We start from the raw sequence: 17,436 nt of genomic DNA on the forward strand, positions 1-17,436 counted from the left end.
GTAGGTTGGGCCGCGCTGCGCTTGGCCCAACCTACGCTACGAAGGGCATCAACCCGCGATCAGCGCATCCCAGCCCGGCCGCGGGCTAAAGCGTGGGCCGTGGCGGCCGGCGAGCTGTTCCAGGCGGGTCTTCAGTTTGGCTGCGCCCTCGGCGCGCGCGTACTGGATCGGGCCGCCGCGGAAGGGCGCGAAGCCGGTGCCGAAGATCACGCCGGCATCCAGCAGGTCGGCATCGGCGACCACGCCCTCATGCAGGCAGGCCACCGCCTCGTTGACGAAGGCCAGCACCAAGCGATCGGTGAGGTCTTCCGGTGCCTTGTAGTCTTTCGGCACCTCAGGCTTTTTGGCGCGGCCATTTTCCCAGGTATAGAAGCCCTGGCCGTCCTTGCGGCCGCGCTTGCCCGAGGCCAGCAGGCCGTCGAGCCCGCTGGGAATTGGCAGGTTCAGGAACTCGGCCATGATCTTGCCGACGCTTGCAGCGACATCCAGACCCACGGTGTCGGCCAGTTCGATCGGTCCCATCGGCATGCCGAAGGCCAGCGCCGCCTTGTCGATGACCGGGCCAGGCACGCCTTCGCTGTACAGCGTCATCGCTTCGAGCAGGTAGGGCATCAGGATGCGGTTGACCAGGAAGCCCGGGGTGCCCGCGACCGGCACCGGCAGCTTGTCGATGGCGCGGCAGAAGGCGGCGAGGCGGCGCTCGGTTTCGGCGTCCATGCCGTCGTGCCGGACGATCTCCACCAGCGGCATCATCGCCACCGGGTTGAAGAAGTGCAAGCCGGCGAACTGTGCCGGACGCTTGAGTTCTGAACGCAGGTCCGTGAGGGGGATCGACGAGGTGTTGGATGTCAGCAGGCTGCCCTCGGGCAGGCTCTCCTCGACCTTGGCGTACAGCGCGCGCTTCGCGTCGAGGTTCTCGAAGATGGCTTCGATCACCAGATCCGCTTTGGCCACGCCAGCGCCTTCGACATCGGCGCGCAGACGCGCGATGGCACCCGCGCGCTTGTCTTCGCGCTTGATCTTCTTCTCGTAGAACGTGTGGGCGCGTGCGATGGCCGGCTGGATCTGCTCCAGCGAGCGGTCCTGCAGGGTGGTCTCGAAGCCGCGCAGCGCGCTCCAGGCGGCGATGTCGCCGCCCATCACGCCGGCGCCGATGACGTGCACGTGCTTGATGTCGTGCGCCCTGCCGCCCAGGCCCTTCAAGCGTTCCTGCAGAAAGTAGACACGCACGAGGTTCTGCGCAGTCGGCGTGCCGGCGAGCTTGGCCACCGACTTGGCTTCGGCGACCAGGCGCGATTCCACGGGGCCACCGCTGCGGCGCCAGGTTTCGATCAGCGCGAACGGCGCCGGGTAGTGCGCCTTGCGCGCCTTGCGAGCGACCTGCTTGACCAGCATCGGCGCCAGCGCCTGGCGCACCGGCCACCAGTTGGTGGCCCAGGCCGTGAGTCGCTGTTTGAGTGGGCGCTTGATGTCGCGCCTCAACAGACCGAGCGCGGTGTCGAGCAGCACGGCCGGTTCGCAGGTCTTGTCGACGAGACCGATGGCGCGCGCGTTCGAGGCCGACAGCGCGCGGCCGGTGAGCATCATGTCGAAGGCCGCCGGCGCGCCGACCAAGGGCGGCAGGCGCACGCTGCCACCCCAGCCCGGATAGATGCCGAGCTTCACTTCGGGCAGGCCGATGCGGGTGCTGTCGTCGGTGCTGGCCACGCGGTAGCGGCAGGCCAGCGAGAGTTCAGTGCCGCCGCCCATACAGAAACCGTGGATCGCAGCGACCGTGGGGCAGGGCAGCTCGGCCAGCTTCTGGAACACATTCTGGCCGTAGCGGATTGATTCGAAGACCGTGCCGCGCTCGTGGTAGGTCTTGAACTCGGCGATGTCGGCGCCGGCAACGAAGCCCGAGGGCTTGCCCGAGATCACCACCACGCCCTTGGGCTTCTCGATGGCGATGCGCTCCACGAGCTGCTCCAGTTCCTCCAGCACCTCGCGGGCCAGCGTGTTGACGCTTGCCTCGGCGCGGTCGAAGGTCAGTACCACTACGCGGTCGTCGCGCAGCTCGGGACGCCAGTGCTTGAAGCGCAAGCCGTCGAACATGGGAATCTCCTGCAGGGGGCGGGCGCCGGCATGCTAAGCCGCGCCGGCCGCGAAGGGGTCACGTATGATCCGGACTGTGCGCGGGCGCGGTCAATCCGGGCGCGTATGGTGGCCGCGATCGAGTGAACTTTCACACTAAACCGGCGGTCGCAGGTTGCCATGAACGCCGTCCTCAGCTTCGAAAGCTTGCACTCGCCCGTCTTCCGCCTGCAGGAGACGCCCGCGCCCGCCGCCCCGCGCGCCGACACCCCCGCGCGAACAGAACAACAACAGGGAGAGCGGCCCCGGATGGCCGAAAACGAAATTGACTACGACCTCGTGCGTCGGGTGCAGGCCGGCGACAAGCGCGCTTTTGATCTGCTGGTTCGCAAGTACCAGCACAAGCTGGTCAGCGTGATCTCGCGCTACATCAATGACTGGAGCGAGTGCCAGGACGTCGCCCAGGAGAGCTTCATCCGCGCCTATCGCGCACTGGGCAACTTTCGCGGTGACGCCCAGTTCTACACCTGGCTGTACAAGATCGCGGTCAACACCGCCAAGAACCACCTGGTGTCGAAGGGCCGGCGGCCGCCGACTGACGACGTCGACGCCTCGGATGCCGTGCAGTACGACGGCGGCACTTGGCTGCGCGATGTCGACACGCCGGAGCAGGAACTGGCCCGGCAAGAGATCGAGCGCACCGTCGCCGAGACGGTTGAGGCCCTGCCCGAAGAACTGCGGATCGCCATCACCCTGCGCGAGGTCGATGGCCTGAGCTACGAAGAGATCGCCCAGACCATGGGCTGCCCCATCGGCACCGTGCGTTCGCGGATCTTCCGCGCCCGTGATGCCATCGACCAGAAACTGCGCCCGCTGATGGGCGCCGAGCGAGTCCGCCCATGAGCATCGACAAGTCTCTCGATCCGAACGCCGAGCTGCGCGAGCAGGTCTCGGCTCTCTGCGACAGCGAGCTCGCCGCGGACAGCCGGCGCTTCCTGCTGAAGCGATTGGCCGACGATGCCGAGCTGAAGTCGGCCTGGTCCAACTACCACTTGATCGGTGACAGCCTGCGCCGCCAGGCGGGGCCACCGCTGTCGCTCGATTTCGCCGATCGCGTGCAGGCGGCGCTGGAGCGCGAAGCCCAGGCGGGCGCGAAGCACGGTTGGTTGCGTTGGGCGGGAGGCACGGCGGTGGCTGCGGCGGTCGCACTGCTTGCAATCGTCGCTGTGCCGGTGCAGCAGCCGGTGGTTCCGGCCGGCGGCCCCGCGTTTGTCGGCAACGGGGAAGTGGTTCCCAGCCAAGTCGCCGAGCGCGATCTGCGCCCGGATATCTCGCGGGCGGCGCAGACCGTGGCCCAGGGCGGCAATGCTTACGGCGGCGCCCAGATGGGGCTGCCGGTGCGCTACGTACCGGTGCTGCAGGCGGATGGTCGTCTTGTGCTGGTGCCCTACACGCCGCTGCTGCAAGCCCCGACGGCCCCGGGCCCGTCCTCTCCGCCGCTGCTGCCGGCGCGCGCGCAGTAAACCTGTCCGTGGAGCGACGTCCCGCGGTGGTGCTGCACGTCGAGGCCAACCTTCTGCGCTTGCGCTACACGGAACGCTGCTCCAGCTGCTCAGGCTGTGCGGGTCGCTGCAGTCTCTTTCTTGCCGACGCAGCGGAGGTTCTTGAGCTTCGCCCGCCTGCGCGCGGGCAGTCCTGGAGCGTCGGCGATGCGGTTGAGGTGGAGCTGCCCTCGCGCTTGCTGCTGCGACAGGCATGGCTGGGCTACGGGCTGCCACTGCTCGGCATGCTCGGCGGCGCGGCGCTCGCCAGCCCGTGGGGCAATCCAGCAGCGGCCCTTGGCGCGCTCGCTGGAACTTTGCTGGCGGTGCGCGTCTCGAACCGTGCCGCGAAGCGATTGCCCGAGCCCCGCCTGCGTCGCGCCGCGACTGCACCGAGGGCGACGTCTTGAATGCCGCATTCGCAGGCCGCACTCCTGCCTCTCTCCGCCGACGCTTTCCCGACTCCCCCACGCCATCATGAGGAACCGGATGCCCATGAGCATGACCCACCCGCTGCACGCTTTCTGGCTGGCCGCCGTGCTGGCTCTCACCGGTCGCGCGGCCGACGCGCAGTCGCTGCCCGACTTCACCGAGCTGGTCGAACAGGCGGGCCCTTCGGTGGTGAACATCGAAGCCACGCGCACCGCCGAGGCCGCCGCGCGCATGGGGCCGAACAACATTCCTGAAGAGGAAATGCCCGAAATCTTCCGGCGCTTTTTCGAGCAGCCCGGGCAGCCGCAAATGCCGCGGGATCGCACCTCGATGGGCACGGGCTTCATCATTTCCAGCGACGGCTACGTGCTGACCAACCACCACGTGATCGACGGCGCCGACCAGGTCATCGTGCGTCTGCGCGATCGCCGCGAGCTGGAGGCCGAAGTGGTCGGTTCGGACGCGCAGAGCGACGTTGCTCTGCTGAAGTTGGACCAGTCGGGCCTGCCGGCCGCCAAGATCGGCGAGTCACGGACGCTCAAGCCGGGACAGTGGATGGTGGCGATCGGCTCGCCCTTCGGATTCGAGCATTCGGTCACCGCTGGCATCGTCAGCGCGCTGGGTCGCGCCTCGCAGATGACCGGCCAGCAGTACGTGCCCTTCATTCAAACGGACGTGCCGATCAACCGCGGCAACTCCGGCGGCCCCCTGCTCAACATCCGCGGCGAAGTCGTCGGCATCAACTCGCAGATCTTCTCCAACACCGGCGGCTACATGGGCGTCTCCTTCGCGATTCCGATCGAAGTCGCCATGGATGTCGTGGATCAGCTGAAGGACAAGGGCTTCGTTTCGCGCGGCCTGCTCGGCGTGCAGATCCAGGAGGTCAGCCGCGAGGCTGCGCAGGCGCTTGGCCTGCCGCGTCCCGGCGGCGCACTGGTCGGTGGCTTCAGCGCCGACAGCGTCGCTGAGAAGGCCGGCATCCAGCGCGGCGACGTGATCCTCAAGTTCGGCGACACCCCGATCAACCGCAGCAGCGACCTGCCGCCGGCGGTGGGTGCGACCCGCCCGGGTACGCGCGTCGATGTCACCGTCTTCCGCGATGGCCGCGAGCGCGTGCTGACCGTGACCGTGGGTGAGCTGCCGCGCGATGCAACTGCACAGAGCGGCAGTGCTGGCGAGGGTGGCAGAACGCCCGCCAATCCGCTCGGCTTGGACGTCGAGGACCTCACCGCCGAGCAGCGCGAGCAGTTGGGTCTCAAGAGTGACGAAGGCGTGGTGATTGGCGGCATTCGCGGTATCGCCGGTCGCCGCGCGGGTCTGACCGAGGGCGACATCGTGCTGATGGTGGGCCGCACGGCCGTGGGCAGCGCGGAGGCCTTCAATGACGCGGTCAAGGATGCCAAGCCGGGTGAGCCGGTGATGCTGCTGATCCGTCGCGGCGAGGCCACGCAGTTCGTGACGGTGACGCCGCCGCGCGCCGACGCCGAGGATTGATCCAGAGAGTCGGTCGGAACGGGTCGCAGCGCAGGGATGCGTGTCCCGTTCCGCTTGAAGCCCGCGTCGTGCGATCCGGCGCGGGCTTCCGTTTATGCGGCTGCCGGTTTCTTCGGCACTCAAGGATGGGATGCGCTGTACACGCTCTGCAGCCCGCTCGGCAGAAGGCAGCCGGGCTGCAACGGCGCCCGCACGCCCCGGGTGTCCGCCGATGGCTGGGCTGAAGCACCACCACGGGGCGGCGAACCGTGGAACCTCCGTGCTCGCGCGGGCATGCGTTCGCCTCGATCGGGTCTAGCGCAGACGCTCAGCGCTGATCCAGATCGCCTTCCAGTTCGCGCTCCAGCGCGTCTGCGACTTCCGCAACGAAGTCGATCGCTTCCACCACGCGCAAGGGGCTGGATCGCGCCGGTAGTCGAGTGACCAGGGCGACTCTGCCGCGTGCCACCGACCAGGCGCCCAAGACCAGGGTGTCGTTGTCGACCAGCAGGCGCTCCAGCAGCGCCGGCGGCGGCGTGCTGTCGGTCGGCAGCTCATGCGCGATGCTGTAGACCTCGCGCCACTCTTCGCGCCGATAGGCGTGCGTGGAAGAACGCAGGATGACGCGCTGACGGCGGCCGTCCGGCAAGGCGGCCAGCACCTCTAGATCACCGGACTCCAGGGCCGTGTAGCGGACGTCGGTAGCGTCGAGCACGCTGCTCAAGCGCGCGTCGACCTGCGGCTGCTTGGCGGACTTGAGGTCAGTTTCAGTGCTTTGGGCGCCCGCTGCCGGGCTGAAGATCAGCGCAAGAGAGAAGCTGAGCGGAAGCATCAGTGCGCAGGAATGCATGGAAGATCACAGGTGCTGAAGGCGAAGCTGCAGTATGCCCGGCCGCAGTGCCGCGGGTCCGCCCGCGTGCTCAGTCCGTCCCGGGCTTGCCGCCAATCTTTCCGGCCACCTGCACGACCTGTGGCAGCTCCGCATCAAGGCGCAGCGCGGTGAGCTTGCCGCCCCACACGCAGCCGGTGTCGATCGCGTGCACGCCGAGGCCCTGGAACAGGCCGAGCGTGGACCAGTGGCCGCAGACGACGCGCAGGTCGCGCTCCACCTGGCCCGGCACCGAGAACCAGGGATACAGACCGGCCTTCTGTGAGCCAGGGCGCCCCTTGTGCTCGAAATTCATCGTGCCCTTCGGCGAGCAGAAGCGCATGCGCGTGCAGACGTTGATGATGGCCCGCAGCCGGTCCATGCCGTCGAGCTTGGGGCTCCAGGTCGCCGGATTGTTGCCGAACATGCTGCGCAGCAGCTTGATGTGGCCGGGGCCCGCCATTCGCTCCTCGACTTCGAGCGCGCGGGCACGGGCGATCTTGGGCGTCCATTTGGGCGCAAGCCCCGCGTGCACCATCATCCAGCCGAGGCTGGGCTCCAGATGCACCAGCGGGCGGCAGCGCAGCCAGTCCAACAGCAGCGGGCCGTCGTCCGCAAAGATCACCCGCTGCAGCTCGGCATTGGTGCGGCGACGCTCGTTCTCCGGGCGCGCGGCGATCGCCAGCAGCGACAGATCGTGATTGCCCAGGACCACCGTGCTGTGGATGTCGAGGCTATGGATCAGACGCAGCACTTCCAGCGACTCGCCGCCGCGGTTGACCAGATCGCCGCAGAACCACAGGCGGTCGCAGGCCGGATCAAAGCGAATGGCGTCCAGCAGCCTCTGCAGCGGTTCCAGGCAGCCCTGGATGTCGCCGATCGCCCAGACCGCCATCAGTGCAGCACGCGCGGCATGGCGAGCACGAAGGCCGGGATCGGTGAGCGGAACTTGCGGGCATCGTCGGTCTGCCAGCCGTAGCTTCCGTGCATCCGCCCAACCGGCGTGCGCAACACGGCGCCCGAGGTGTACTCGAAGCTCTGGCCGGGCTCCAGCCGGGGCGTCTGGCCGACCACGCCGGGGCCGCGCACTTCCTCCACGCAGTCGTCGGCGTCGGTGATGACCCAGTGCCGGTCCATCAGCTGCGCGGGCGCGCCGCCCAGGTGGGTCATGCGTACCGTGTAGGCGAAGGCGAAGCGATCGTCCTCGGGCTCGGACTGGTCGGGCAGGTAGCGGGTCTCCACCTCGATGCGGATCTGCGCACAGGGCGGTTCGGTCTTGAGCGCGCTCATGGCCGGCATTCTAGTGCCCGCTGCTCCGCGCGGTGCACGCGGGGATGCTCACGCGCCCAGAGCATTGGCGAGAGCCACGTACTCCGACACCGCGACGACCTCGGCGCGGGCGCCGGGATCCATGCCCACCGCTTCGATCTGCTCCAGCGTGCACACCGTCGAAAGCGCGTTGCGCAAGGTCTTGCGGCGCTGCGAGAAGGCCGCGCGCACCACCTGTTCGAAACGCCGCGGCTGGACGAGACCGACTTCGGCAGGATCGCGCGGCTCCAGCCGCACCACGGCCGAATCGACCTTGGGCGGCGGTCGGAAGCAGCCGGGCGGCACCTTGAACAGCGGAGTCACCCGGCAACGCGCCTGGAGCATCACGCTGAGCCGGCCGTAGACCTTGCTGCCGGGCACAGCGGCCATGCGGTCCACCACCTCTTTCTGCAGCATGAAGTGCATGTCGCGGATCACCGCCAGGTGTTCCAGGGCGTGGAACAGAATCGGCGAGGAGATGTTGTAGGGCAGGTTGCCGACCAGTCGGATCGGCGACGTTCCGGCCAGCGCTGTGAAGTCGACCGTCAGCACGTCGGCATGGACGATCGACAGCTCGGTGCCAAGCTCGGCCCCGAGTGCAGTCAAGGGCTCGATCAGGTCGCGATCGAACTCGATGACGGTCAGCGCGCGATGGCGCTGCAGCAGGGGGCGGGTGATCGCGCCGGCGCCGGGGCCGATTTCCACGAGGCGGTCGCCGGGCATGGGGGCGATCGCGCGCACGATCTTCTCGATCATGGCGGGGTCGCTCAGGAAGTGCTGGCCCAGCGATTTCTTGGTCTGGTGGCTCATGGCGGGGCGTTCCGGCGATGCAGGGCGAGGCTGCAGGCGAGGCGATGGGCGGCGATCAGGCTGCTCGCGTCAGCGCGCCCCGTGCCCGCCAGCGGAAGCGCAGTGCCGTGGTCGACGGCGACTCGCACGAAGGGCAGGCCGAGGCTGATGTTCACCGCCTGCTCGAAGCCGCTGTACTTCAGCACCGGCAGGCCCTGGTCGTGGTACATCGCGAGCACGGCGTCGATGCCGACCAGCACCTGCGGGAGGAAGGCGGTGTCTGCCGGGAGCGGGCCCACCAGGTCCATGCCCTCGGCGCGCAATGCGTCGAGGCAGGGGCGGATGACCTCGATCTCCTCGCGCCCAAGATGCCCGTCTTCCCCGGCGTGCGGGTTCAGCCCAAGCACGGCGACCCGCGGTGCGGCGATGCCAAAGTCGCGGCGCAGCGCGGAGTGCAGGCAGCGGACGACACGGGCGATGCGTTCGGCGGTGACGGCGTCGGGCACCGCGCGCAGCGGCAGGTGGGTGGTCACCAGGGCCACGCGCAGGGTGGGCGAGGCCAGCATCATCACCACGTCGGCGACGCTCGCGCGCTCGGCCAGGCGTTCGGTCATGCCGCTGAAGGCGACTCCGGCGGCATTGATGACCGCCTTGTGCACGGGCCCGGTCACAAGGCCTTCGAATGCGCCGCCGCGGCACAGGTCTACGCCGCGGTCGATGCAGGCCAACACCTGGGCGACGTTGGCGGTGTCGACCTCGCCCGCGACCGCGGGGCGGGCCAGGGGCTGAGGCAGCACCGACAGATGCCCGGCGCGACGCTCGATGCGCTCGCCTTCGCTTTCGTGGATCGCTACATCCAAGCCAAGCTTGCGAGCGAGCCCAGCGAGCTGTGCCGCATCCGCCAGCGCCAGCAGTTCAGAGTCGCGCGGCTGCAAAGCCAGCTGCAGCGCGAGCTCGGGGCCGACGCCCGCGGGTTCCCCGGGAATCAGCAGCAGCCGCGGCGCGCCGCAGAGCGTGCGCGCGGGCGTCTCCATGAGGCGCTCAGCCCGCCAGTCGGGTTTCGACGTAGGCTTCGTCGCGCAGCTGGCGCAGGAAGCGCTCGTACTCGTCCTCGGCCTTGCGACGGCCGATGGTCTCGCGCGCTTCGTCACGGCGGACGCGGTCGGTGATGTCCTGCTCGCGTGAGCCCAGCCGCTGCAGGATGTGCCAGCCGCTGCTGGTGACAAAGGGTTCGGAGATCTCGTCGTCCTTCAGCGCCGTAACCGCCTGGCCAATGGCCTCGCCCCAGGCGTTGATCGGGAACCAGCCCAGGTCGCCGCCCTGGTTGCGGGTGGTGGCATCCTGCGACTCGGCGCGTGCGATCTCGGCGAAGTCTTCGCCGGCGCGCACGCGCGCCAGCAGGGCGTCGATACGGGCGCGGGCGTCATCGCTGCTGACCACTTCGTTGATGCGCACCATGATGTGGCGGGCGTTGTACTCGGTCTGGCGCTGCGGGCCCTCGTTCACCCGCTCCACCAGCTGCAGCAGGTGGTAGCCGCCGGGGCCGCGCACCGCCTCGGAGACATCGCCGGGCTGCATCACCTCGAGCATGCTGGCGAACAGTGGCGGCATCTCGTCGAGTCGACGCACGCCGAGGTCACCGCCTTCGAGCGCATTGGGAGCGTCCGAATAGCGGATGGCGGCCGCCTGGAAGCCCATCTCGCCGCGCGCGATCAGGCCGCGCACGCCGTCGATCTTGGTTTTGGCCAGCTCGATCTGCTCCGGCGTTGCGCCGTCGGGCAGGGCCACCAGGATGTTCGCTGCGCGCACGCGGCCGCCCTGCTGCGAATCCGACGCCAGCAGGATGTCGATCTCGCTTTCGCTGACCTGCACGCGGCTCTGCACTATCTGCTGACGCAGGCGCTGGACGACGATCTCGTCGCGCAGCGACTGCGCGAACTCCGGCATGTCGATGCCGTCGGCGGCCAGCTGGGTGCGCATCTGATCGAGGCTGATGTTGTTCTGCCCGGCGATGCGACGGATCGCGTCCTCGACCTCGGCATCCGGAACGCGCACGCCCATCTCGCGGGCGCGCTGCACCTGCAGGCGCAGCAGGATCAGACGTTCCAGCACCTGTCGCTCCAGCGCAGCCTGCGGCGGCAGCTGGTCGCGGCGGTCGGCGTACTGGTTGACGATGTTGGCGATGGCGCGGTCGAGCTCGCTGCGGAGGATGACATCCTCTTCGACCACGGCCACCACGCTCTCCACAGGCGCGACCGGCTCCGCGAGCTGGGCATGGACAGGGGCGCCGAGCGTGGCGACAAGCAGAAGCAGCAGGGCGGTGCAGCGGGAGGCGATCCGGTTCATGCGTGAACGGTCTCGTGTGTGTTCTGGGTGGGATTCGGCGACCCGGGGCTGCGGGCAGCGCCCGGAGGCTCGCACGGTGCGCATGGACGCGGCCTAAACGCTCGCCCGCGCACGGAACGAAGGGCTCGGGCCGCAGGCCGGTCGCGCGGCGCGCAGGGCGATGCAGGCAGGCCGTGCGCGCCGATGCAGGCGGCTAGCGCGAGTAGCCGAGAATAGCACGCTGCAAAAGCTCCTCTGAGTCGCGGCCGAAGCGGCCCAGGCCCTTCAGCTCGATCTCGACGTACAGCGCGTTGTTCTTCTCGCCCTCGCGGTTGCGCACGTAATGGCGCCCGAGCAGGCGCACCGCCACGCAGCAGCTTTCCCACTGCAGCCCGGCGAAGGCCTCGATGGTGCGGCGATCGGCGATCGAGTAGTTCCAGCGTCCGAGGATGCGCCAGGCCGGGCTGACCGGCACCAGCCAGCTGCTGTCGACCTGTTCGACCGGAGCGCCGGTGGTGCGCCGGAATCGATAGCTCAGGTTGGCCACCGTGCCGTTGTCCCGACGGTACTGCGCGCGCAGCGCCGACAGGTCGGTACGGTCGAGGTCGGGATCCCACTGGCTGCCGATGCCGGCGGAGAAGTTGCGGGTGAAGTTGGCCGAGAGTTCACCGACAAAGGGCGATGCGTTCGGCTGCGTGGTCAGCCCGCCGGGAGAGAGGCCCACCCGCGGAGGATCGAAATAGCGGATCTGGCCGACGCTGGCAGCAAAGCGCTCGCGGCCATCGCCGGCATCGAAGAAGCGGCTGCCCACGGCCAGCGTGAGCTGGTTGGCGTCCATCTGCCGGTCGGCACCGGTGAAACGGTTCGAGCGGAACAGCTGGGCGAAGCTGAAGGACAGCTCCTGGGTATCGAACAGCGGCAGGTCGTCCTGGTCGCGGAACGGCGCGCGCAGATAGAACAGGCGCGGCTCCAGGGTTTGCTGCAGATCGGTGCCGAACAGCCGGGTCGAGCGCTCGAACAGCAGGCCGCTGTCGAGGCTGACGATCGGCAGGCTGCGCTGCGGGCTGCGGTCGGGGAAATCGGCCTGGAAGCCGCGGTCGAGTCGGTAGCCGGTCTGGCGGAAGGCCAGCTCCGGCCGCAGGAAGCCCCAGGCGCGTTCAATGGGCGCGCGCAGCCAGGGGCGCAAGTCGTAGCGGCTGCCGGCCGCGCGGTCCTCGTGGCCGAAGGCGACCAGTTCGGCATCGAGGCCGAAGCGCAAGGGGCCCGCCGGCAGCCAGCCGCTGAAACGCAGCTGCGGCAGCTGCTGGAAGGGCGCAGCGCTGTCGGCGATCAGCGGGTCCACCAGCTGGAAATCGCGCGCGATCGCGCTGGCCTGCCACTGCAGTCCGCGACCGCGCAGGCCGGCCTGGCTTTCCAGCAGGGTGGTTGAGATGCTGGTCAGCGAGTCGCCGAAGTCCTCGAAGTAGCGGTCATCCGACACGTGGTTGAGGTCGGCCTGCACCGTCCAGGTCGGCGACAGGCGTCCGTAGTGGCGGTAGCGCAGCGCGCCGCGGTCACGGCCGCGGACATCGTCGTTCGGCAGCCAATCGCCCTCGACCTGGCCCTCGAAGCTGCGGCCCAGGTAGCGGAATTCGCCGCCCAGCATCAGGCCGCGACGGCCCAGGCTGCGCAGCACCACGGTGGCGTCGTAGTTGGGCGCCAGGTTCAGGTAGTAGGGCAGGCGGATGTCGAGGCCGTTGCTGTTGCCCGAACCCACGCCGGGGTACAGGAAGCCGCTGCGGCGGCGTTCATCGAGCGGGAAGGTGACGTAGGGCAGGTAGAACACAGGCAGGCCCACGAACTCGAGACGTGCATTGCGCGCTTTGCCGATGCCGGTCGCCGTGTCGAGGTCAATCTGCTGGGCGCGGAACTGCCAGGTCTCCTGGCCGGGCTCGCAGGTGGTGTAGGTGACCCTGTCCAGGGAACTCCGGGTGCCCTCCATCCGCGCGGCGGCCGCCACACCATTGCCGCGCAGCTCCAGCATCTGGTAGCGCAGGTCGCTGAGTTCGGTCTGGTCGCGGCGCAGATCGCCCCTGGCCTGCGCCGCTTCGACCAGCAGCGCGCGATCCTGGTACTGCAGGCCCTCCGGCGCGCTGAAAGCGCCGGTGTCCGCCGCGTAGTCGAGACGCGGCGCCAACAGGCGCTGGTCGGCGCGCACCAGCTCGGCCTCGCCCTCCAGCACGTACTGGCCCGGCCCTTCGATACGGAAGGCGCGCGCCACCACGTCGACGGGCGCGCGCTCGCGGTCGACGTTGCGCGGCAGATCCTGACGATAGAAGGCCGGAAGCTCGCGCACGCGGCACAGGCTCCAGTCGGGCTGGACGGTCTGGGCCTGGGCCTGGCCGGCAAGGGCGAGGCCGAGCGCAAAGCTCAGCCTGTGGATTCGGGGGCGTGTCGGGCTCAAGGGCGAAAGCTCGGTGGTCATGGGCGAGAGACATGCCGCGCGCAGGCGCTGGCGGGCACTCCCGGTGGCCTCAAGCTTGCAGGAAACTCCAAGGGCCCGGCAAACCGGCGCGCCGCGCGCGCGACGGCGACGGCGTCCGTATAGTCACGGGCTCGCGCAGCGGAGGGCGTTGGGTGGGTTTTCTGGATCGCTTCAGGCACTCGGATACGGTGGTCGCGCTGCTCTGCGCGGACCGCGGCACCGTGCTGGAGGTCAACCCCGCGCTGGAGCGCATGCTGGGCTACCGCAGCGACGAGACCCTGGGGCGTCGCCCGCTGGAGATGGGCCTGTGGCCGGAGATGACCGTGCGCACCGCGATCTGGTCGCAGCTGCGCGAGTACGGGCGCGTCTGCGGCCTGCAGGTCACGGTCCGACATGCCGAGGGCCACCTCTTGCTGTGTCGCCTCAACGCGGAGTGCATCGCCGCCGATGAGGGCACCCACATCTTCGTGCTGCTCGACGTCGCCCCTGATCGTCTTGCGGAATACACCCCGGACCCGCAGCGCGAGAGCTACCGCTCGCTCTACTGGCATGCGGCCGAGGGCCTCTACCGCAGCCTGCCCGACGGTGGCCTGATCGACGCCAACCCGGCGATGGCGCGGCTGTTCGGCTACGACTCGCCGGCGCAGATGCTGCTGGCGCTGGCCGAGGACGTTGAGCGCCTCTATGCCGACGCAGCAGATGCCGCGCGGGTGCGCGAGGAACTGGACATCAGCGGTCGAGTGCGCGGCCGCCGCCAGCGTATGCGCCGTCGCGACGGCAGCCTGGTGTGGGTCAGCGTCAATGCCCGCGCTGTCCTCGATGCCAAGGGCCGCACGCTGTTTCATGAGGGTTCGCTGGTCGACGTCAGCGCCGAGCTGGAAGCCCAACAGGCCCTGCATGAGTCCGAATCGCTGTACCGCGCGCTGGTGCAGAACTGCCGCGATGGCGTGTTCCTCATCCAGCGCGGTCGCATGCTCTTCCTCAATCCGGCCTTGGCCGAGATGCTGGGCTATGCCCCCGCTGAACTGATTGGCCACAGCTACATGCAGCTGGTGCATCCCGACGACGCTGAGGCCCAGCAGGCCCGCCGGCAGGCGCGCGAAGACGGTTCGCTCGACGTGCAGCGGTACGTGATCCGCCTGCTGCACCGCCAGGGCCATGTCATTAGCGTTGAGGTGCATGCCGACGCGATTCTCTATCAGGGCGATATCGCATCGACCGGCGTGATGCGTGACATCACCTCCGAGCAGCGCCAGCGCAAGGCCCTGGCGGATGCCGAAGCGCGCTACCGCGAGCTGTTTGATCGCTCGCCCGTGGGGCTGTTCCGCAGCACCGAGCAGGGCCGCTTTCTGGACGTCAATCCGGCGCTGGCGCGCATGCTCGGCTATGCGGATCCCGCCAGTCTGGTGCACGCGCTGGAGCACGTGGATCGACTCTATGCCGCCCCCGAGGACCGCGATCGGCTGCTGGCACGCCTGCGCGCCGACGGCCGCGTCGCTGACTTCACCACTCGCCTTGTCGGGCAGGACGGCAGTCTGCTCTGGGTCAACCTCTCGGTGCAGCGCGCCGGTGAGAATTCCGGAGGGATGGAGCTGGCCGGCTCGGTCGTCGACATCACGCGACAGCGCGAGGCGGAGCATCTGCTGCGTTTCCACGCCAACTTTGATCCGCTCACCGGCCTGCCCAATCGCTGGCAGTTCGAACAGCAGCTGCTGATCACCCTGGGTGAGGCGCAAGGACGCGACTGCCACGACTACGCGGTGCTGTTCCTCGACCTCGACGGGTTCAAGTGGGTCAATGACAGCCTGGGCCACGGCGCCGGCGATCGCCTGCTGGTGGCCATCGGCGAGCGGCTGTCGCTGACCCTGGGGCGCGAGGCCCTGCTGGCGCGCTACGGCGGCGATGAGTTCAGCCTGCTGCCCAAGGGGCCCTGCTCACGCGAGCGCGCCGAGGCCACCGCGCGCCTGATCGGTGAGCTGTTTGAAAGGCCGTTCCGGGTCGATGGGCAGGAGGTCTACTCGGGTGCCAGCGTGGGCATCGTTCTCGGCCATGCCGACTATCGCTGGCCCGAGCAGATCCTGCGCGACGCCGACACCGCGATGTACCGCGCCAAGGCCCAGGGCAAGGGCGGCTATGCGGTCTTCGACGAGGCCATGCACGCCGAGGCGCGGCGCCGCTTCGAGCTGCAGACCGACCTGCGGCTGGCGATAGGCCGCGGCGAATTCGAAGTCCACTACCAGCCGATCGTCGACCTCGACAGCGGGCGCGCCCTGGGCTGTGAGGCGCTCGTGCGCTGGCGGCACCCGCGGCGCGGCTTGCTGCTGCCCGGCGAGTTCCTGCCGCTGGCCGAGGAGGCCGGCCTGATCGGGGACATCGACCTGTGGGTGCTGCGTGCCGCCTGCCGACAGGCGGCGGAATGGCGGCGTGGGCTCAAGCGCGACGGATTCACGTTGAGCGTCAACATGGACGATCGCCTGGTGGCTTCGCAGGCGGCAGCGCACGAGGTGCGCGCAGCCCTGCTGACCTCGGGCCTGCCGGCCGCCAACCTGCAGATCGAAGTCACCGAGCGCGTGTTCGGTGGCGACATGAGCCAAGCGGGCGAGCGTCTGGCGGCGCTCAAGTCGACCGGCGCCAGCCTCGCTGTCGACGACTTCGGCACCGGCTACAGCTCGCTCGAGCGTTTCGCCGACTCTCCCTTTGATGCACTCAAGATCGACCGCGGCTTCATCCGCGACATGGGCAGCAACCCGCGCCACCGGGCGATCGTGCGCACCATCATCGGTTTCGCTGGCGATCTCGGGCTGTCGCTGACCGCCGAAGGCATCGAGCTGGAGGAGCACCGCGTCGCCCTGCAGGCCCTGGGCTGCACGCGCGGACAAGGCTATCTGTTCGCACCGGCGCTGGCGCCGACGGCCTTCGAGGCCTGGGCCCGCGCCCGTGAAGCCTGAGCGTGGGACTGCCGCGGCCCTGCGCCCGGGTACACTGCCGGCTTCACACGCACTGCCGCCGCGATGAGCCTACGAACAGCCGGTGAGGCCGACCCCGCCCTGACCCGCGATGAGAGACGTCTGCTGACCCGCACCCAGCTGCTCTCGGCCGCGCTTCAGCTGATGGGCACCGGGCGCAGCTTCGCCTCGCTCAGCCTGCGCGAAATCACCCGCGGCGCCGGCGTGGTGCCGGCGGCGTTCTACCGCCACTTTCCGAATCTCGACGAGCTGGGCCTGGCCTTGGTCGAAGAGTCGGGCGCCACGCTGCGCAGGCTGTTGCGCGAGGCGCGTCGCACCGGCCTGCCGCCGACCCAGATCCTGCGCAGTTCGGTGCTGATCTTCCGCACCTACGTCCAGCAGCACCGGGCGCATTTCCTGTTCATCGCCTCCGAGCGCGGCGGCGGCGCGCCGGTGATCCGCCAGGCCATCCGCACCGAGGAAGGCCACTTCGCCCAGGAAATGGCGCAGGACATGCGGCGCCTGAACCTGATGCCAGGCTTGGATGCCAGCACGCTGGCCCTGCTGTGCCGGCTGGTGGTGGCGACGGTCATCAACGCCATCAACGACATCCTGGATCTGCCGCCGGGCGATACGCAGGCCGAACGCGAGCAGCAGCAGGAGCTGACCCGTCAGCTGCGGATGATCTTTCTCGGCGCGCAGCGCTGGCGCGAGTAGCCGCGCTGCGGCCCGAGCCACGTACTCAGTCGGCGTTGGCGACGCGCTCGACCTCGAACAGCAGTGACGCGCCGGGCGGAATCGCGCGGCCGGCGCCGCGTTCGCCGTAACCGTACTCGGGGCCCAGCCGCAGCAGACGTGTGCCGCCGGGCTTCAGCCCCACCAGGCCCTCGTCCCAGCCGCGAATCACCTGTCCCGCTCCCAGCACGAACTCGAAGGGCTGGCCACGCGCATGCGAGTCGTCGAACTTCGGTCCGCGGCCGCCTTCGGCGCGCTGGTCGTACAGATAGCCGCGATAGTGCATGCGCAGACGATCGCCCGCCTTGGCGGGGGCACCTTCGCCCTGGCGCAGGTCGACCACCTCGATGCCCTCGATGCGGCCGAACTCGGGTGGCAGCGGCTGCGGTGCGCAGCCGGTGACTGCGATCAGAAGCACAGCCATCCACACGGCCCATCCGCGCAGGGGCGGGTACGCTCTCGTCTTCATCGATCAGAATCCGCCGG

Annotated in this window: 15 protein-coding genes; 6 read left to right on the forward strand and 9 right to left on the reverse strand. The window is 69.1% G+C overall.

Annotated elements, in window-relative coordinates; all coding sequences use genetic code 11:
* Positions 1–48: 48 nt before the first annotated feature.
* A complete protein-coding gene (locus tag H4O13_02585) occupies positions 49–2,091 on the reverse strand; it encodes an enoyl-CoA hydratase/isomerase family protein (GenBank protein MBE5314269.1) in 2,043 nt (680 codons plus the stop codon).
* 288 nt (positions 2,092–2,379) lie between these two features.
* Between H4O13_02585 and rpoE the strand changes: the two genes are divergently transcribed.
* The 4 genes from rpoE to H4O13_02605 all read left to right on the forward strand — a co-directional run bounded on the left by rpoE (position 2,380) and on the right by H4O13_02605 (position 5,537).
* Positions 2,380–2,973, forward strand: a complete 594-nt coding sequence (rpoE, locus tag H4O13_02590; protein MBE5314270.1) for an RNA polymerase sigma factor RpoE — start codon at positions 2,380–2,382, stop codon at positions 2,971–2,973.
* Positions 2,970–3,593 carry a sigma-E factor negative regulatory protein gene (locus tag H4O13_02595; GenBank protein MBE5314271.1) on the forward strand — a complete coding sequence of 208 codons (624 nt, stop codon included), beginning with the start codon at positions 2,970–2,972 and terminating at the stop codon, positions 3,591–3,593. Before rpoE ends, H4O13_02595 begins: the two co-directional genes overlap by 4 nt.
* Positions 3,594–3,601: 8 nt before the next feature.
* Positions 3,602–4,021: a SoxR reducing system RseC family protein gene (locus H4O13_02600; GenBank protein MBE5314272.1), complete on the forward strand. Its 420-nt coding sequence runs from the start codon at positions 3,602–3,604 to the stop codon at positions 4,019–4,021.
* Between the two features lie 85 nt (positions 4,022–4,106).
* Positions 4,107–5,537, forward strand: a complete 1,431-nt coding sequence (locus H4O13_02605) for a DegQ family serine endoprotease (protein ID MBE5314273.1) — start codon at positions 4,107–4,109, stop codon at positions 5,535–5,537.
* Between the two features lie 307 nt (positions 5,538–5,844).
* On the opposite strand, the gene H4O13_02610 is transcribed toward H4O13_02605, so the two are convergent.
* The 7 genes from H4O13_02610 to lptD all read right to left on the reverse strand — a co-directional run bounded on the left by H4O13_02610 (position 5,845) and on the right by lptD (position 13,270).
* Complete coding sequence (locus H4O13_02610; GenBank protein MBE5314274.1) at positions 5,845–6,366, reverse strand: hypothetical protein; 522 nt, start codon at positions 6,364–6,366, stop codon at positions 5,845–5,847.
* A gap of 70 nt (positions 6,367–6,436) precedes the next feature.
* Entirely contained in the window at positions 6,437–7,279 is an 843-nt protein-coding gene (locus tag H4O13_02615) for a symmetrical bis(5'-nucleosyl)-tetraphosphatase (GenBank protein MBE5314275.1), read from the reverse strand.
* A complete protein-coding gene (gene apaG / locus H4O13_02620; GenBank protein ID MBE5314276.1) occupies positions 7,279–7,674 on the reverse strand; it encodes a Co2+/Mg2+ efflux protein ApaG in 396 nt (131 codons plus the stop codon). The genes H4O13_02615 and apaG overlap by 1 nt, the downstream gene beginning before the upstream one ends.
* Positions 7,675–7,722: 48 nt before the next feature.
* The gene (gene rsmA / locus H4O13_02625; protein MBE5314277.1) at positions 7,723–8,502 is read right to left on the reverse strand and encodes a 16S rRNA (adenine(1518)-N(6)/adenine(1519)-N(6))-dimethyltransferase RsmA; all 780 of its coding nucleotides are present in this window, start codon (positions 8,500–8,502) and stop codon (positions 7,723–7,725) included.
* Positions 8,499–9,515 (reverse strand): 4-hydroxythreonine-4-phosphate dehydrogenase PdxA, encoded by a 1,017-nt coding sequence (gene pdxA, locus H4O13_02630; protein ID MBE5314278.1) that lies wholly within the window; start codon positions 9,513–9,515, stop codon positions 8,499–8,501. The genes rsmA and pdxA overlap by 4 nt, the downstream gene beginning before the upstream one ends.
* Positions 9,516–9,522: 7 nt before the next feature.
* A complete protein-coding gene (locus H4O13_02635) occupies positions 9,523–10,827 on the reverse strand; it encodes a peptidylprolyl isomerase (GenBank protein MBE5314279.1) in 1,305 nt (434 codons plus the stop codon).
* A 193-nt stretch (positions 10,828–11,020) separates the two neighbouring features.
* Entirely contained in the window at positions 11,021–13,270 is a 2,250-nt protein-coding gene (gene lptD, locus H4O13_02640; protein ID MBE5314280.1) for an LPS assembly protein LptD, read from the reverse strand.
* A gap of 152 nt (positions 13,271–13,422) precedes the next feature.
* Here lptD and H4O13_02645 point away from each other — a divergent pair, with 152 nt between their 5' ends.
* Positions 13,423–16,218 carry an EAL domain-containing protein gene (locus H4O13_02645; GenBank protein ID MBE5314281.1) on the forward strand — a complete coding sequence of 932 codons (2,796 nt, stop codon included), beginning with the start codon at positions 13,423–13,425 and terminating at the stop codon, positions 16,216–16,218.
* A 63-nt stretch (positions 16,219–16,281) separates the two neighbouring features.
* Positions 16,282–16,932, forward strand: coding sequence for a TetR family transcriptional regulator (locus H4O13_02650; protein ID MBE5314282.1), 651 nt, complete (start codon positions 16,282–16,284; stop codon positions 16,930–16,932).
* 25 nt (positions 16,933–16,957) lie between these two features.
* Here H4O13_02650 and H4O13_02655 read toward each other — a convergent pair whose 3' ends face one another.
* Positions 16,958–17,374, reverse strand: coding sequence for an FKBP-type peptidyl-prolyl cis-trans isomerase (locus H4O13_02655; GenBank protein ID MBE5314283.1), 417 nt, complete (start codon positions 17,372–17,374; stop codon positions 16,958–16,960).
* Between the last annotated feature and the right edge of the window lie 62 nt (positions 17,375–17,436).

The sequence above is a fragment of the Lysobacterales bacterium genome (genome assembly GCA_014946745.1).
Classification (GTDB): Bacteria; Pseudomonadota; Gammaproteobacteria; order Xanthomonadales; family Xanthomonadaceae; genus Aquimonas.

Bases quoted from the DNA above. Each gene is read 5' to 3' on its own strand.
- H4O13_02610 (MBE5314274.1), bottom strand. From the start codon at position 6,366: ATGCATTCCTGCGCACTGATGCTTCCGCTCAGCTTCTCTCTTGCGCTG.
- rpoE (MBE5314270.1), top strand. From the start codon at position 2,380: ATGGCCGAAAACGAAATTGACTACGACCTCGTGCGTCGGGTGCAGGCC.
- H4O13_02650 (MBE5314282.1), top strand. From the start codon at position 16,282: ATGAGCCTACGAACAGCCGGTGAGGCCGACCCCGCCCTGACCCGCGAT.
- H4O13_02635 (MBE5314279.1), bottom strand. From the start codon at position 10,827: ATGAACCGGATCGCCTCCCGCTGCACCGCCCTGCTGCTTCTGCTTGTC.
- H4O13_02615 (MBE5314275.1), bottom strand. From the start codon at position 7,279: ATGGCGGTCTGGGCGATCGGCGACATCCAGGGCTGCCTGGAACCGCTG.
- apaG (MBE5314276.1), bottom strand. From the start codon at position 7,674: ATGAGCGCGCTCAAGACCGAACCGCCCTGTGCGCAGATCCGCATCGAG.
- rsmA (MBE5314277.1), bottom strand. From the start codon at position 8,502: ATGAGCCACCAGACCAAGAAATCGCTGGGCCAGCACTTCCTGAGCGAC.
- H4O13_02655 (MBE5314283.1), bottom strand. From the start codon at position 17,374: ATGGCTGTGCTTCTGATCGCAGTCACCGGCTGCGCACCGCAGCCGCTG.
- lptD (MBE5314280.1), bottom strand. From the start codon at position 13,270: ATGACCACCGAGCTTTCGCCCTTGAGCCCGACACGCCCCCGAATCCAC.
- H4O13_02595 (MBE5314271.1), top strand. From the start codon at position 2,970: ATGAGCATCGACAAGTCTCTCGATCCGAACGCCGAGCTGCGCGAGCAG.
- H4O13_02585 (MBE5314269.1), bottom strand. From the start codon at position 2,091: ATGTTCGACGGCTTGCGCTTCAAGCACTGGCGTCCCGAGCTGCGCGAC.
- H4O13_02605 (MBE5314273.1), top strand. From the start codon at position 4,107: ATGAGCATGACCCACCCGCTGCACGCTTTCTGGCTGGCCGCCGTGCTG.
- pdxA (MBE5314278.1), bottom strand. From the start codon at position 9,515: ATGGAGACGCCCGCGCGCACGCTCTGCGGCGCGCCGCGGCTGCTGCTG.